Consider the following 15,861-nt stretch of genomic DNA (forward strand, 5'->3'; position numbering starts at 1 on the left):
TCCGCGGCTTATAGTTTGGCGAGCGCGTCATGTCAGCACCTCGCTGCTGGGGGATCGCTCTGCGAAAGCAGCGTCCAGAGTTTCAATCAGGTCTTGCGGTGGACGGTCTACAAACAGGCCGCCTCCGGGCTGGTCGGTACCGCGCAAAAACAGGTAGAGCGCGCCACCCATGTGCTGCGCGTAGTCGTAGTCCGGCAGGCGTGATTTGAGCAGCCGGTGCAAGGCCAGGGTGTAGAGCGTGTACTGCATGTCGTAGCGGTGCTCCAGGATGGCGGCCTGCAAGTGGGGGCCGGCGTAGGACGCCAGGCGGTTGGACTTGTAGTCCAGCACAAAGTAGCGACCCTCGTGCTCCAGCACCAGGTCCATGAAGCCGATCAGCATGCCTTCGAGCTGCAGCGGCTGCAGCGGCTTGCGCGCCTGGCCGGGCAGCACGTTCTGGGTGATCAGCGCATCCAGGTGGCTGGCGGCCAGGGCGTGCACGGGGAAGGTGAATGACATTTCGGCCCAGGCGCGACTACGGTCCAGGTCGGCCAGCACCAGGGGCGTTGCGAAACCGAGGCCCGGCAGTTGCAGCGGTGCGGTGGCAATGCCTTGCAGCCAGCCGATCAGCGTTGCGCTGTGGTTGGCATCGAGCTTGAGGCGCTGGGCTTTTCTCTGCAGCAGCGCCTGCCAATCACGCTTGGCTGCGGATGCTGGCTCGCCGGACACGCCCGCTGCTTGCGCGGCTGAACGCACCAAGGTCCGGCTCTTTGCTGCAACCAAATCGTCCGCGTCACCCAATGCACTCGCACCAGGCACGCCATCTGCAACAGTTGCAGCATGGACGGCGCCATCTGCTCCCCCAAAACTCGCAACCGGCCAACCCCGCTCAAACTGCCACTCCAGCAAGTCATGCAACAAGGTGCCGTAGCTGCTGCCTGCGGGGAAGTCGTTGTAGCGCGGCAGCTCTTCTGCAACAAGACCGGCCTCTGTCAGATCAGACAGGTCCGCCGAGCCGGGCGTGGCGCTGTCAATCAGCGCGTCGTCAATACGGGCATCGCGGTCGCTGGCTTGCATGGGTACTGCCATAACCTCGTGGCCCAGGTCGCGCGTCAGGGCGCTGAAGCTCGCCGTCCACCAGCGGCTGTGCAGGCTGCGTGTGGGTTGCAAGGCACCTTTCCAGCGCTTTATTTCCACTTCGGGGTGGTACTGCGTGGCGTCGGGCGCGGGGGCAGCGGCCAGGGCTATGTCCGCGCAGTCCGACCAGCGCTGCACGCATTCCAACAGGTCACCCGGCACTTTGCGTTGCAGCAACTGAGATACGGCGCTTTTGACCTTGGGCGTCTTGCCCTGCACGTCCTCCTGCACCGGGGTCAGGCCCAGCCACAGCGCCCGCTCGGCGCGCGTCATGGCCACGTACAGGAGGCGTATGTCTTCAGAGAGGCGCTCGGCGTCGTCGCGGCCGCTGTCCTTTTTTTCCGCCATAAAGCCCGACACAAAGGGCAGGAACACCAGCGGATATTGCAGGCCCTTGGACTTGTGGATGGTGATGACCTGCACCAGATCAGCGTCGCTCTCCAGGCGCAGCTGCGCGGTGTCGCCGCTGGCCTTGGGGTGCTGCAGCTGCTGCTCCAGGTGGCGGATGAGTGCAGCCTCGCCCTGCAGACTGGCGCTGGCAGTCTGCAGCAGATCGCCCAGGTGCAGCAGGTTGGTGAGGCGGCGTTCACCGTCGTGGTTTTGCAGCGCACCTGTGTCGCCGCCTGAGGCATCGGGTGTCGCAGTGGCATTGAGCAGCCGCTCCGGAATGCCCTGGTCGTGTAGCAGGCGGTGCAGCATGGGCAAGAAGCCCTGGCGTTGCCAGACCGTCTGCCATCCGTGGAACTGCTCCACCCGGTGGTCCCAGGCTTCCTCGTCCTGGAACAGCGCCTCCAGTAGATCAAACGGCAGGCCCCAGAGCCGCGTGGCCAATGCGGCACGCACGGCCTGCGTGGAGCGCGGCTTGGCCACGGCCGACAGCAGGCGCCACAGGTCCAGTGCTTCCTGCGTGGCAAACACGCTGTCGCGCTCGGACAGGTAGACACTGCGCACACCACGCTGAGACAGCGCCTGGCGCATGGCGCGCGCCTCGTCACCGCTGCGCACCAGCACCGCCATGTCACCGGGTGCGGCGGCACCGGCATTGAGCAAGTGCACCATCTGGCAGGCAAATGCAGCGGCCATCTGGCGCTGAAAAATTTCCTTGCGCGGCGGCTTGGGCGCACCCGCACCCGCGCCCACATGCCATACCGTCAGGGCAGGCTGCACAGTGCCATGCACCAGCAGCGGCTGCACCTTGGCGTTGCAGGCCTGCACGGTATCGAACGGCACCGCGCCAAAGGTTTGCACTGCGCTGTTGAACACATGGTTGACAGCAGCCACCACCTGCGCGGTGGAGCGGTAGTTGCCCGACAGGGTGTAGATGCCCTGGGCCTCTTGGCGCGCGTCCAGGTAAGTGGCCAGGTCGGCGCCGCGAAAGCTGTAGATGGCCTGCTTGGGGTCGCCAATCATCAGCAGGCCGGTGTCTGCGCTGGGCGACTCTCCATAAATTTTTGAGAGGGCACCGTACTGCCAGGGGTCGGTGTCCTGGAACTCGTCCACCAGGGCCACCGGGTACTGCTGGCGAATGGCAGAGGCCAGCCGCCCGTCCGGCGCCTGCAGCGCAAAGTACAGGCACTGCAGCAGGTCCGAAAAATCAAACTGCGCCAGCTCGCTCTTGGCCTGTGTGTAGGCCGTGGCGATGTGGCTTGCGGCGTGTTGCAAGAGGCCCGCGCCCACATCGGGCTCGGTTTGCAGGTGCTGGTACAGGGCGTCGAAGTGGCCGAAGGCGGCGTAACCGGTCGCTGCCGCCCAGCCCTTTTCCAGCAGGGTGGACAGGGCAAAGCGCTGCAGCAGCTTGTTCACCTCACTGCGCTGCGTCTTGCCCAGCGTGAGCAGAGCTGGGCCTTGCGCCCACTCGCCCAGCTTGGCAGGCCAGGCCCAGTTCTTTTGGTAACCCTTGATCTGCTTGGCTGCAATCACATCGTCCAAAATGGCCACCAGTTCAGGCGTGCAGGCCTGCAGTGCGGCGGCTTCCAAAGGCAGAAAGGCAATCTGCCAGGCCTCCCATTCCTGCAGCAGGGCGTGCGGGTCTTTGCCGTCGGGTACGGCCTCGCCCGGCTTGCGTTCGTTTTGCGCCCACACGGTCTTGAGCTTGGCGAACAGCGCATCGGGGTCTGAGCCCAGCTCCCGCAAGGCACCCAGCTGCGCCAGGGGCACGCTGTAAAACCATTGGCGCCAGTAGTCCTGCACGGCAGACAGGCGCAGGGCGTCGCTGTCTTCCACGCGGCTTTGCTGGAACAGGCTGGCGCTGTCAAACGCGTGTTGCTTGAGCATGCGACTGCTCCAGCCGTGGATGGTGAAGATGGCCGCGTCGTCCATCCACTGCGCCGAGAGGTCCAGGCGCTGGGCGCAGGCGGGCCATTCTTCTATCGGATATTGGGCGCGCAGGTCATGCAGAAAAGGATCGGCCGGAGCGTCTGCGGTTTCTTGCCCTTTGAAGAACAGCGCGGCCTGCGCCAGGCGTTCGCGCACACGGCCGCGCAGCTCGGCGGTGGCGGCGTCGGTGAAGGTCATCACCAGAATCTGCGGTGGATAAAGCGCTGCGAACAAGCCTGTGCCAACTGCTGCTGCACCGAAAGGGGCAACATCGGCTGCCTCAACGTCCGCCTGCGGGGCGAGGCGGCCATGGCCCAGCACCAGGCGCACATAGAGCGCAGCCAGGGTCCAGGTCTTGCCGGTGCCAGCCGAGGCCTCTATGACCTGCAGGCCGGTCAGGGGCATGGTCAGGGGCTGCAGCGCTTGGGCCGTTTGGGAGGTTTGCGGCATAGCAGGCACCACGGATAGATGGGATGTCTTGGCGGTGCTCATGCTTCTTCCTCTTCCGCGTTCTGCGCTGCCGCGTCGGCCGTCACGCGTGCCTGCGCGAACAGCGCGCCATAGAGCGCCTGTGCCCAGTGCGGCAGCTCGTCCTCCAGGTCCTGGTAGCTCTCGAAGGCGCGGGACAGGTAGGGCGATTTGGACCTTTCGCAGGCGCCTTTGATGACGTCATCAAACACACCTTGGGCGGCCTCATGCGGGTCTTTTTGCTTCTCGGGTTTTTCTGGCTGCTCCCGCGCCAAGCGCGCGTTTTTGGCCTCGGCCTGCAGATAGGCCCAGGCGGTCTTGCAGGCCACGGGCAGCGGGCGCAGCCAAGCCTGCTGGTAGGCGTCCACCAGCGTGGCCAGAATGCCAATGGCCTCTGGCGGGGCCAAAGGTTCCAGCACCACCTGCCCGTCCAGCCCCATTTGCACACTGGTGAGACGTATGCCACTGGCGCAGGCCACCAGATGGTTGGCCCAGAGGCTGGCGATGATGTGACCACGCGCGCTGGGGTCTTTGCTGCCGCCTTCCAGCACGGCACCCAGGCGCTGGCTGATTTGCAGCAGCGGCGAGGCTTCAATGGGTGACCTCTTGACCACATCCGCGTTGGGCACTGGGCGCAGGGGCGATGGCGACGCAGCAGCATCAAACCCAGCACCTTGTGCTTGCAAGGCGGCTGGGTCTTGCGCGCTCCAGAGCCCGTTCAAGGTGCCGGTGATGGGCATGCCGTTGATGTTCAGGTCAATCGACACCGCCGGGCTCTCGAAGGCAAATGTTTCGCGCCAGGGTGTGCGCCGCTCCAGCACCACCTCCAGCTCGCGCGCCAGCGCTGCCGACTGGCGCTCGCCAAAGGCGGCCAGGGGTAGTTGGCCGGAGAGTTTGAGTGCGCTCAGGGCGCGGGTGCTGTCCGGGGCGTTGAGCAGGGATTGGCCCACCTGGTATTTCTCCAGGCCATGGAGCGAGAAGGGTTCCAGCTCCTGCTGCGCCTCTTCCACCTCGTCAAAGCGGATGCGCAGGCGCGCGCGCAAAAACACTTCCACGGGCTGGCGCAGCAGCTGGCGCAGGTCGTCTACGGTCAGGGCCTGGGGTGGTTCGACAACACCAGCCATGCCGCCCTTCGCGCCCTCTTGCAGTGGCGCAGCCAGTGCCCCGCCATGCAGCCGCGCCCACTCGTTGTCAAAGGTCTGAAACTTTGACTTCTCCAAAAAATAGACCTCTGAGTACGCCTGCAGCGGTTGCGCCTGCGCCACGCGCTGCGGTGTCCAGCCGGTGTTCAGGTGGTCCATCAGCTGCGCCACCAGCACCGAGGGTGGCTGCTCGGTGTTGTCGGTGGCACGGTGGCCCTGCCAGCTAATAAACAGGCGCTCGCGCGCCGAAAGCAGGGCCTCCAGAAACAGGTAGCGGTCGTCCTCGCGGCGCGAGCGGTCACCGGCGCGCCAGCTGTGGGCCATCAGGTCAAAGTCGCGCGGGGCAGTCTGGCGCGGGTAGTCGCCGTCGTTCATGCCGAGCAAACAGATGGCGGCAAACGGAATCGAGCGCATGGGCATGAGGGTGCCAAACTGCACGCCGCCGCCAAAAAAGCGCTGCTGCAAACCGGACTCGCTGATCTGCGAGAGCCAGTGTTCACGCACCACGTCCAGCGCCAGGGGCATCTCCAGCTGCGCATCAAAGCAGGCCTGCTGCCAGGCCTCCAGCGGCTCCAACAGGCGTTGGATCAGGCGCTCGTCCGCATCGTCGCTGGCTTCAAAGAAGCGCTCCACCACCTGCGCCAGGGTGGCGCACCACTGCTCTGGTGTCTTGTCGCCATCCAGCTCTTGCAAAGTCAGGGTGATGGCGTCCACCCAGGCCAGCAAGTTGCTGACCAGGCTTGCATCCAGGCTGCGGATGGCGGCCTGCGGCAGAGTGGCGCCCCAGGCGTCCCCATTGCCCACGGCGTAGCCCAGCAAGAGGCGGCGCAGGCCAAAGGCCCAGGTGTTCTGGTCGCGGTCGGCCACGGCCTGCGGTATGCCCCAGCGCTGGCGGTGCTGCGCATCCAGCCCCCAGCGCACACCGGCTGTGGACAGCCAGCCCTGCAGCTGCGTGATGTCGGAGGGGCTGAGGCCAAAGCGCTGGCGCACGGCAGCCACTTCAAACAGGCCCAGCCAGTCCACCAGCGAGACGCGCGCGCGCGGCAGATTGAGCAACTGCTCCAGCGCCTGCACCAGCGGCGCCTGGCGCGCGGTGGTGTCGGCCACCGAATACGGAATGTGGCGCGCCTGCCCCCTGGCAAAGCGGCCGAAGACGGCGTGGATGTGCGGCGCAAAGGCCTCCATGTCGGGCACCATGACCATCACATCGCGCGGCTGCAGGGCGGCGTCCATCTCGAACCAGGACAAGAGCGTGTCGTGCAGCACCTCTACCTCGCGCTGCAGCGAGTGGGTGGTGCAGAAGGTGATGGACTGGTCGTCGGGGTGCAACTGCAGTGGCTCCGCGGGCAGCGGCTCCAGGTTCAGGATGGCCGATTGCAGCTGGGCCAGTTGCGTGGGTGTTTCGGACAGTGTGGCCGGGTCCACAAAGGCGTCCACCCGGCTGACCTGGCCGCGGTAGGCCTCCACCTGGTCAAAGCCGTCCAGCAGGTGCAGGTAGTCGCGGCCCTGCTTGCCCCAGGAGGCAAGCAGGGGGTGGGTAGCGGCGTGCTGTTCGGCGCTGCCGCCTGTGGCGACTGCACCGCCCCGCAGGGCACCCGGCTTGGCCTGCTGGCGTTGCCGCACCTGCTGGCGCAGCAGGCTGTGGCCTTCCACGATATCGCCCCAAAAATATTGACAGGGGTTTTGCACCAGCAGCAGCACCTGGGCCGCCTGCCCCAACAGGGCCAAGGCTTCCACCGTCTGCATGGACAGCGACGAGATGCCAAACACCACGATGCGCGGCGGCACGCCCGCTGGCCGCAGACCGGTGCTCTTGCAGGCCAGCACCTGCGCCTGCAGCGTGGCCATGAAGCGCGCATGCACGCTGGCCCGCGAGGCATCGGCCAGAGCCTCGCCCACATCAGCGCGGATGTCACGCCACAGCTGGGCCTGCCAGGCGTGGGCCTCTTCCAGCGCCACGGGTTTGCCGTCGTGGCCACGCAGCAGGTCATGCCCCTGGGCCCAGTCCGTCAACCAGTCGGCGCGGTAGCTTTGGTAGGCATCGAACACATCGGCGATTTGCTGCGCCAGCTGGTACAGCCTGCGGCCGGCCACGGCATCGCCCTCCACTCCGCTCCCCGCACTCAGGTAGCGCAACAACGGCGCATACACCGGCTTGCTGGAAGCCAACACAGGCAGCAAGCGCATCAGCCGCCACAGCAGGCTGCTCTTGTCAAACGGCATATGCGGCGGCACGGCCTGTGCGCCCAGCACCTGGCGGTAGACCTGCCACAGGTAACTGCCGGGCAGCTCCATACGGGTGGCGGCGCAAATGCCCAAAGCGCCCTCTTCGGCCAGCGCCATCTCCAGCCAGTGCTTCATGCCATTGCTTTGCACCAGGATGGTCTCGGCCTGCAGCACCGGCAGGGGCTGGTGTTTAAGCACATACACCAGCAGCTCCCGCAGGTCTTCCAGGCGGTTGCCGTGCAGCACCATGAATCCGGGCGGATACAAGGTGGGCTGCGGGGTGCTGGGGGCTTGGGGCATGGCGAATCAGAAAGGTGAATGCCGAGTATGAAGCAGGCAAAGCTCAGGGCGTGAGCCAGCACCCCACAAAACACCCGAAAATTCTCACCCGCGTGGCTGATTCAGAACGACCAAACGGAAGTCACCGATTGCGGCGTCACATAGATTCTTGCGCCACGCGAGTCAGTGCGCTCCTCAGCCAGCAGCGAACCCACCGCGTAACCCACCAGGGCGCCTGCAACCGTGTCCGAAAACCAGTGGTTGCGGCTTTCCAAGCGCCCCCAGGCTGCTAGCGCGGGCAGTGCGTACAGCCACGGGCTGTCATGCAGCTTGGCATAGGGCGTGACCATGGCCATGGCCACGGCCACATGGTTGGACGGAAAGCCCGACTGCCAAGCCTGTGCATTGAAGCCGGAGAAGCTATGGGCACCCATCTCCTCATTCGGCCGTGCGCGGCCCACGGTGTATCGCAGCAAGGCACTGGCGCCCAGCGCATAGGCACCCGCCTGTAGCGAGGTAAACGCCGTCTGCTGGGCGCCCTCCCCGCCCACGCCGGTCAACATGGCTGCACTCCAGACGGCCACAGCGGCTGGCAGGTTATTGCCCAATTGGGCTGCGTCGTGCAGCGCGCCCTGTTGATGGCTTTGTGCCCAGTCGTCTGCCGGCTGGTCCAACTGGCTGCTGAGCAACAGCGCCCCGCCCAGCAACCACCAGGACGACTGCGGCACATCTGCCAGTCGGGTACCCAGATAGTTGCCGCTGGTTGCCAGGCGTGAAAACACGCCTTCGGTTGGCTGGGCCAGCACGTAGGAGCGGTCTTCGGCGGTCTGGGGCGTATCTACCCGGCTGGCCTGGAAGCCAAAGGCCTGGCGGCTGCGCTGGCGCGTCAGGTCAAACAGGGTAAACCGCCGGTCCAGCCGCGCACCACCATCCCGCGTGAGCGGTGCCCAGACAATATTCGCAGTGCCCTCGGAAGAGCGTGGCAGCAAGGCGTCAAAGGGCACCGTCACATAGAGGCCCTTGTCAAAACTGCCCTCGCCAAACTGGTCGGCGCTGACATTGGTTTTGGTAGCCCAAGCCCCCACGCTCACGCCGTTGCTGTAAGTGCGCTTGAGGTCCACCGTGACACCGGTGTCCCCGGCCAGGTACTTGCCCGCGCTCAGCTTCAATTGGAGGTCGTTCCAACCGGTGTCCCAGTACAGCGTGGCGTGGCCCGTGTCGGCTGCGTAGTCGCGAAGGCCCAGGTCCTGCGCAAAGGAGCGCTGCTGCACGTGGTTGACGTCCACACCAAACGCCAGCCTGCCCTGCCAGGGCCGGTAGAGCCATTCAGCACCCACACCCGCATACATGGGCTCCAGAAGCCCGCCATACACACTGCCATAGTGCCCGGCACCCATGTCCTGCACATGCGTGAGCTGCAGCAGGGGCACGGTCAGACGCGAGGTAGTGGCATATTCGCGCTGGTAGGTACGCACCCGGGGCAGGTTGCTGGGTGCGTCATAGACAAAGTTGGCGTAGTTGTCCAACAGGCGGGCATCGGCCTCGGCGGTAAGCCAGGTGCCATTGCCAAAGCGCTTTTCCAGCGTGCCGTTGACGCCCAGGCGATACAGCAGAAAGCTGTCGGGCCCGCCCAGTATCTGGCTATAGCTTGGGCCCCAATCGGCGCTCAGGCTGTCACTTGCCTCCTGCGTGTTGCGTGCAGACGTTGCCTGGGGTGTACCGGGAAACACGCGCTGCGTGGGCAGCTTGAGCGATGGGGGCACTGCCTGCTGCTTTTGCAGCTGCCATTCGGAGCGGTCAACCTCTACTGTGGCGCCCGCCAAGCCGTGCTCTTGCAGTTGCAGTTTGAACTGCTGTATGCCAGCCGGCGCCTCGTCATGCAGGATGGCCGCAGCCCGCTCCAGGCGCTCCTGCAAATAGGCCACCTGGCCGGTGTCGGCGGTCAGGGTAATGTCCGTGGCGCCCTGCTCCAGCCCCTGCACTTGCCAACCGGTATGGCGCTCTATGCGCTGGGCCGTGTGGTCCTGGTCCCAGATGCCGACGGGTCGCGCCGCCCCCACAGGGCGCAGGCCCAGGGGCGCATCAAGCACCTTGGGTGTGGCCAGTGTATTGAGGGCGTCGTGCAGCGTCAGCCCGAACATCCACTGGTTGCCGCGCTCAAAGCCCACGGTGAAATCCACATGCGGCGAATAGCGGTACACCGCACCCACGTTCAAGGGGCTGCTGGCTGGCAAGGCATTGCCCAATGGCTCCTGGCTGTAGTTGTTGCCCTCGAACTCCAGCTTGAGCAGCCATGCATCCCCCGGCGCGTGCCACTGCACGCCACCAAACAGGGCCGTGGGGCCGTGGAACATGCTTTGAAAATTGGCATTGCCACCGTTGGTGTCAGTGACCACAGGCCTGTCATTGAACGATGCCCCCAACACCGCCAACGGGTTGCCCACATTGCCCCGCGCGCCCATATAGCCCCAGCCCAGCCCCAAGCTGGCGTCCCAGTTACCCCAGCGCTTGTTAGCCACCACGTACTCGGCCGAGAACAAACCGGTGCCACCCAGGTCGCGCGCGCCCACGGCAAACTGCGGCATATAGGCAGACTCGTCATTGAGCTGCACCTTGATATCAATCGACTTGTCTTTGTACGACTGCGTGCCCGCAATGTCTGCGCCGTACAAGCGGTTGGCAATATCGGTATAACGAAAGCCACCCTCCAGCCTGTCCATGGGCTGAAACATCACCGTGCCCCGCGTATAGGGGCTGGCCTTGCTGAGCTGAAAGCGCACATCGCCCTCTGGCGCCATACGGGCTGTGGGCGTTTGCAACAGGCCCACCTCACCCCAGTCACTCGCGCTCAGGGGCAGGTCGCGCAAGCGTGGCAACAAGCTTTGCGGCAAAGGGGCAGGCAAAGTGGGCAGCGTAGGCCACAAGCCCTCACCCGGCGCCTGCGTTGCCAGAAAGCGCGCAAGGTTGTCCTGCGTGGCTTTTGAAAGCCCGGCGCCCCGCGCAGGTGCCCACACCCAGGCACCGGGTGCAGGAGGCAACTGCCGCTGGGCGTTCCACACGGCTGCGCCAAAGCGCAGCACCCGGCCATCGGGCTGGACTATCCACACTGTGTCAGGGGCAGTGGCATCCCCTGCGCCGCCACAGGCCTGCAGGTAATCGGCTGCCATCGCCGCCACACTGTGCGCCACCAGGCACGGCATGCCAGAGTCGGTCAACACGGTCACATACAGCGGCCGGGGCAACACCAGCACTGTGTCATTGGCGCCCAGCACCGGGTCTTGTGCGGGCTTGGACTGCAGCCAGCGCGCATCTGGTATGGCCACGCTCAGTCGGCCGGTGACGGGCAAGGCTTGCACCAAGGCACGCAGACTGCCATCCGGCAAGCCACTTAGCACCGCCTGCTGCAAATGTTGCTGCGCGGCCCGCTCGGAAGGCACACGCCACTGCAGGGCCGTCATGTCGGCATCACCGTAGGCATTGCGAAGCAACCAGTCGCTCAGGCGCTCGCCGGCCATCGCCGCACCACACCATAGCGCGCAGCACAGCCAGATGGCACGCAAACCCCGCCTCATGGAGCATCCACCTGCACGGGCCAGGGCTGCAACTCCAGGCAATAGGCCGCATCCAGGCATTGGCGCGAATAAACCACGCGCTGCTGCCCCGGTGCGCCCTGCAAGGCATACCAAGCCTGGTCAACACCCGCTTGTGCATCGTTAACCGTGCGCTCCACAAACCAGGTAAGCGTTGCTGCTTGGGCGTCCGACCAACCCAACACCCGGGCATTGGGTGGCATCGTGGGGGCGGGCTGCAACTGCAGCGCGTCTTGCAGACCAAACTGATAGCCCGGCTGCACATCCCTGCTGCGCGTGTAGGCCCCAGGTGCCCAGAGCGGCAGGCCTGCGGGGTAATGCACTGCACGCCAATCCAGAGGCAAGCCATAGGTGCCCACAATGCGCCCCGCCTGCAGCTTGAGCACCTCGCTCTTGGCGGAGTACCACACCTCAACAGGCTGCTGTGGCAGCCCATCCACATAGCCCAGCACCATCAGCGCCGGGGTGCCATGGTTGACTCTGACCAACAGGTAACGGTAAGTGGGGTTGAGCTTGGCGGACAGCACGCCCTGCGAGGCATTCTCTGAAGCGCCCGGCCAGGCGGCCTGCAGCGTGTCCAGCAAGACGTGACGGCCAGACGCACAGCCGCCCAACGCAAAAATCACGCAGACCAGCACCGCTCGCCATACACAAAAAAAATTCAAATCAAAGGCCCAAAAAAAGACGCCCACAGGGGGCGTCTTGTTGCTCAGGATTGGATTACTTCTTTGTTGTACCCGTAGTGCTGGAAGTGGAGCTACCTGCAGCAACAATGCCCACCGCCACGATTGAAAAGGCCACGAAAGCCGGGTCCACAGTACCCATAGCGCCTGCAACGGCCTTGTCTGCACCAACACCTGGGCGTTGATTTTTATCAGCATCAGAAGTCTGGGCTATGGCAGAAGACGCTGCAGCTGCAGTAACCAAAGCGATCAATACAATTTTCTTGAGGTTCATGTGGCACTCCTGTAGTTGAAAAGTTCACTATCTACAAAGATTGCGGGACGCTTTGGGTGCTTTGTAGTTGGGCAGACAATGCAGGGAACAATTTGTTGATTAAACGCAAATATTAAAATATACGAATCGACATAAATGTGACCAATGATTTTTTATGTAGAAAAACCGATTGCAGACTCACATAACCCTTTTCCGAACTTCATAAGCGACACAAAGCAAATCAACTTGCATTTTATTGCAGATCAACAATATACTAATGGATTGAACTCAATCACTACCCGTAAAAAGTAGACCTAAATATTACAAACTGTCTTAATAAACAATACCAATGGTAAGAAAATTGCTTATTTAATATAGAAATTTCTATAGATTTTCTGAATAGGAAATAAAAAATAAAGCACACAAGCTTCAATCCACATCATTTACATGATAAATTTAAATGAAATATCAAGACTTACATTACACACCTGTACCTCAGGGATTTCCAGGTAGATCTAAGTACTTCATCCAGTTTTGGTACATCGTCAATGCCACACTTTTCCGCATGAGTCCTCATGCGATGTACGGCTGGCGGCGCTGGTTGTTGCGCAGTTTCGGGGCACAAATTGGCAATGCAGTCAAATTGCGTCCTTCCTGCCAAATCACTTACCCTTGGAATGTAAGCATAGGCGAACATAGCTACATTGGTGACGAAGCCATCCTCTACAGCCTAGGGCGCATCGAAATAGGCGCACATGTCTCCATCAGCTACCGAACGTTCCTTTGCACTGGATCACATGACTTCCGTGATCCTTCATTTCCACTGACCATCGCACCAATCGTGGTGGAGGACGAAGCCTGGTTGGCAGCTGATGTCTTCGTCTTTCCAGGCGTCAAAGTGGGTAAAGGCGCTGTAGTTGGCGCACGCTCAAATGTGCGACATCGTGTCCCGGAGAACACGATCTGCTCGGGTGACCCCTGCGTAAATTTGAGTTTGAGGACACACAATGCATAGCATTTCCTCAGCAAATTCGACATCCATTTCGCTATAACACCCCCAATACATTAAGCAGTAATATTTACAAACATGTCAGTCTAAAAATAAAGACAAGAAAATAAATCAGTTACACCCCAAAAAACACATTCCTAGCGGCAAGCTAATTTTCGCAAAATTCCATTGCAAATAAATTCTATATTTTTGGATATTTTTTGATAAATAATTCTCAACATAATGAAGGCACCAATTACCCATGCATTCTTTTTAAAAAAGATATGCATATTACCAATAATAAATACTTTCATGGAAAATCTCTTTGCTATAATCTTCATAGAATTTTTACTTGCAATTGATATATGTCCATTTCTTGGGGCAATGTACGCCCATTGCAATGGAGTATGCCGCAAAATATTAGGAAGCCTTGATGTGCATATTAAAATCACAAGTCTTTCATCATTTGAACACTGAATCAGTTCGCGCATCAATTCCAAAGGCTGAGGATGATGTTCAAAGACCTCAAAGGCAGAAATAAAGTTAATAACCGAAGGATCAATCCTAACGTTTTTATCCGATGAATGTGGATCGTAAGATATATAATCAAACCCGGTTGCCCTCATATTAAATGCAGTCTTACCGTTGCCGCCGCCAAAATCGAGCCCTTTAATGACATGAGCATATGGTTTTAAAATAAATGCGAGCTCTGCAGCCTGCCTATCGGGCCTTATGGCTTTATATTCTTTATCCACATCAGAGTAATAAATATCATTATATATATCTCGCTGCCAGTCCGAAGATAAAAAGCGATCCATGTCTGTGGTGAAGATAAATCCGCACCCTTGACATAGCCAGTATTTGACATTTACTCCAGATTTTCCAAGGGGAAATGGCGACTCATTCGAACAAGCCTTAAACTTATCAACACTACCAATACAAATGCAATTAGCCCAGCAAATTTTGCATACTTCCATTATCTTCAACTCTCATTTCTTATAAAGCCACATTGAAGTGAAATATGACAGAACATAGTACAAAGCACGGACCGGCGAGTATATTTACTTCTGAATCTTGAAAATTGAAACCAAGTTTGGCGACAAGAAGTCAATATCGACCCTTGGGAAAAAAATCAATCTTGTAATTAAATTAATTGCTTTTTTGACTACAAATGAAAATACTCCATGCGAAAAATGCAAAATGCCAACTCCAAGTATTGGCTGAAACTCACCACCAACAAAAATAATTTGCAAATTTAATTGTGTTGAAAAGTATCGAATCTTCCCACTCCCAATTGTTGTTATATGTGTAACATCACCATTCTGAATTCTTAGACCAAATGGAGAGTCTCCGTTTGGAAATCGCGCTAGAAAGATGCCATCATTTTTAAGCACACGCTTTATTTCCAATAGGAAATTGGACAACTGATCTTGGTTTATATGCTCCAACACATCAAATGCCACAACCAGATCAAAGTAGCTTTCCTCAAATGAAGACAAATTTTCAGAATGTACTACTTTGAATCCATCCCTGCTGGCAATTTTCACAAGTGATTCGTTAACCTCGGTACCGTAAACATCCCATCCATTCTGGCGACAAAAAGATAGAAAGCCACCATTTCCAAACCCGACTTCCAAAACCCTGGATTTATTCGAAAAGTGATTTCGGGTGCGTGAAATTTCTTTAGAGAAATATGCCGAATCCCTTTTTGTCAAATCCCCGAATTTTCCATCCCATTTTTTCCAGTTCAAGTAATCTGTTCCATATTTACCACCCAGACCCTCAATACTTCGTTTCATTTTGACTCCTTCTATATAATTTGATATTTAAATTAATATCAAATAACTTAAAACCGGATGGAATTCTTGTTAGATTATGCCGATACGCATCTTTAAGTTGACGCGGATGGAGGTGTGCAAATTCTGACAGGCAAACTGCACTCCTCGATACTGAACCGATCGGGCCACACCACAGCACGCCATTGAACGGACAATTTTGCTGGACTGTGATTTTCACGAGCTGCTGCAATCACAACCTGAGCGTCGTATACCAACTGGGAAAGCTGAAGTTGTGGTGAACGCACAAACTTTTCCATGTCCTCTGTCCCTAAAACCAATGAATTCGTAGGCGCCCCGATACCCTCAAAGGTTGTCAGGTTCCCAACCACGACGATGCCGTGCGCAAATGCTTCCAGAACTTTGGATTTAACTCCGCCGTCAACAAAAGAAGGGGCCAGCATCACACTGCCTGCACCATAGGCTTCTGCAATGTTGTCTACGAACCCGTGAACGATTAAGCCGGGAACTAGCGCGTAAGCCCCCTTTTGACGACCATAGAGATGCAGCGGCACCGCAGGGCGTAACCGTAACCATATGTCGACCAGGACCTCGATGGTGCGACGGTTTTGCAACAAACTGTCACTACCCACGAAAACGAAACGGCTGATAGTGGGACTCGGCATGCTCGGAATCGCCTGAGGCATTGGCGGTGGAATGGTGGTCACTTTTACAGAAAGATTGACGTGCAGCGACTCCCTCAACTGGGCAGCCTCCACGGATGACACAAGCACAACCGCATCAGCAGCTGCCAATATCCGATGCTCAAGTCCTGCCAGTGCATGCGCCTCATACCTTGAAATGACACTTGATGCCAACGACTGAATTACATGCCGCTCGTATGCGTCCGGCAATCCCATGTTGAATCGATCGCCATGATCAGGCATCGTCCCCACGAAGGAGATCATGGAGACTATGAATCAAGTGTCGACAGTGGCGCGCCCTCGCCGGCGTGAGTACAGCGT

Annotated in this window: 9 protein-coding genes; 1 reads left to right on the forward strand and 8 read right to left on the reverse strand. The window is 59.4% G+C overall.

Annotation, left to right across the window (positions count from 1 at the left end; all coding sequences use genetic code 11):
• Positions 1–27 precede the first annotated feature (27 nt).
• The 5 genes from DIC66_RS20080 to DIC66_RS23175 form a co-directional block, all read right to left on the reverse strand.
• On the reverse strand, positions 28–3,924 hold the full coding sequence (locus DIC66_RS20080; RefSeq protein WP_117179962.1) for a UvrD-helicase domain-containing protein: 3,897 nt from the start codon (positions 3,922–3,924) through the stop codon (positions 28–30).
• A complete protein-coding gene (recC, locus tag DIC66_RS20085) occupies positions 3,921–7,568 on the reverse strand; it encodes an exodeoxyribonuclease V subunit gamma (protein WP_117179963.1) in 3,648 nt (1,215 codons plus the stop codon). The genes DIC66_RS20080 and recC overlap by 4 nt, the downstream gene beginning before the upstream one ends.
• A gap of 101 nt (positions 7,569–7,669) precedes the next feature.
• Positions 7,670–11,119 (reverse strand): YjbH domain-containing protein, encoded by a 3,450-nt coding sequence (locus tag DIC66_RS20090; protein ID WP_158558963.1) that lies wholly within the window; start codon positions 11,117–11,119, stop codon positions 7,670–7,672.
• Positions 11,116–11,829, reverse strand: coding sequence for a YjbF family lipoprotein (locus tag DIC66_RS20095; protein WP_158558964.1), 714 nt, complete (start codon positions 11,827–11,829; stop codon positions 11,116–11,118). The genes DIC66_RS20090 and DIC66_RS20095 overlap by 4 nt, the downstream gene beginning before the upstream one ends.
• A 28-nt stretch (positions 11,830–11,857) precedes the next feature.
• Positions 11,858–12,094 carry a hypothetical protein gene (locus DIC66_RS23175; RefSeq protein ID WP_158558965.1) on the reverse strand — a complete coding sequence of 79 codons (237 nt, stop codon included), beginning with the start codon at positions 12,092–12,094 and terminating at the stop codon, positions 11,858–11,860.
• Between the two features lie 439 nt (positions 12,095–12,533).
• Between DIC66_RS23175 and DIC66_RS20100 the strand changes: the two genes are divergently transcribed.
• The gene (locus tag DIC66_RS20100) at positions 12,534–13,088 is read left to right on the forward strand and encodes a WcaF family extracellular polysaccharide biosynthesis acetyltransferase (protein WP_117179966.1); all 555 of its coding nucleotides are present in this window, start codon (positions 12,534–12,536) and stop codon (positions 13,086–13,088) included.
• Between the two features lie 131 nt (positions 13,089–13,219).
• Here DIC66_RS20100 and DIC66_RS20105 read toward each other — a convergent pair whose 3' ends face one another.
• The 3 genes from DIC66_RS20105 to DIC66_RS20115 all read right to left on the reverse strand — a co-directional run bounded on the left by DIC66_RS20105 (position 13,220) and on the right by DIC66_RS20115 (position 15,804).
• The gene (locus tag DIC66_RS20105) at positions 13,220–13,879 is read right to left on the reverse strand and encodes a class I SAM-dependent methyltransferase (RefSeq protein ID WP_158558966.1); all 660 of its coding nucleotides are present in this window, start codon (positions 13,877–13,879) and stop codon (positions 13,220–13,222) included.
• 243 nt (positions 13,880–14,122) lie between these two features.
• The gene (locus DIC66_RS20110; RefSeq protein WP_117179968.1) at positions 14,123–14,860 is read right to left on the reverse strand and encodes a class I SAM-dependent methyltransferase; all 738 of its coding nucleotides are present in this window, start codon (positions 14,858–14,860) and stop codon (positions 14,123–14,125) included.
• Between the two features lie 92 nt (positions 14,861–14,952).
• Positions 14,953–15,804, reverse strand: coding sequence for a glycosyltransferase (locus DIC66_RS20115; protein WP_117179969.1), 852 nt, complete (start codon positions 15,802–15,804; stop codon positions 14,953–14,955).
• Positions 15,805–15,861: the final 57 nt, after the last annotated feature.

Origin of the sequence: Rhodoferax lacus, from assembly GCF_003415675.1 — a bacterium.
Taxonomy (GTDB): Bacteria; Pseudomonadota; Gammaproteobacteria; order Burkholderiales; family Burkholderiaceae_C; genus Allorhodoferax; species Allorhodoferax lacus.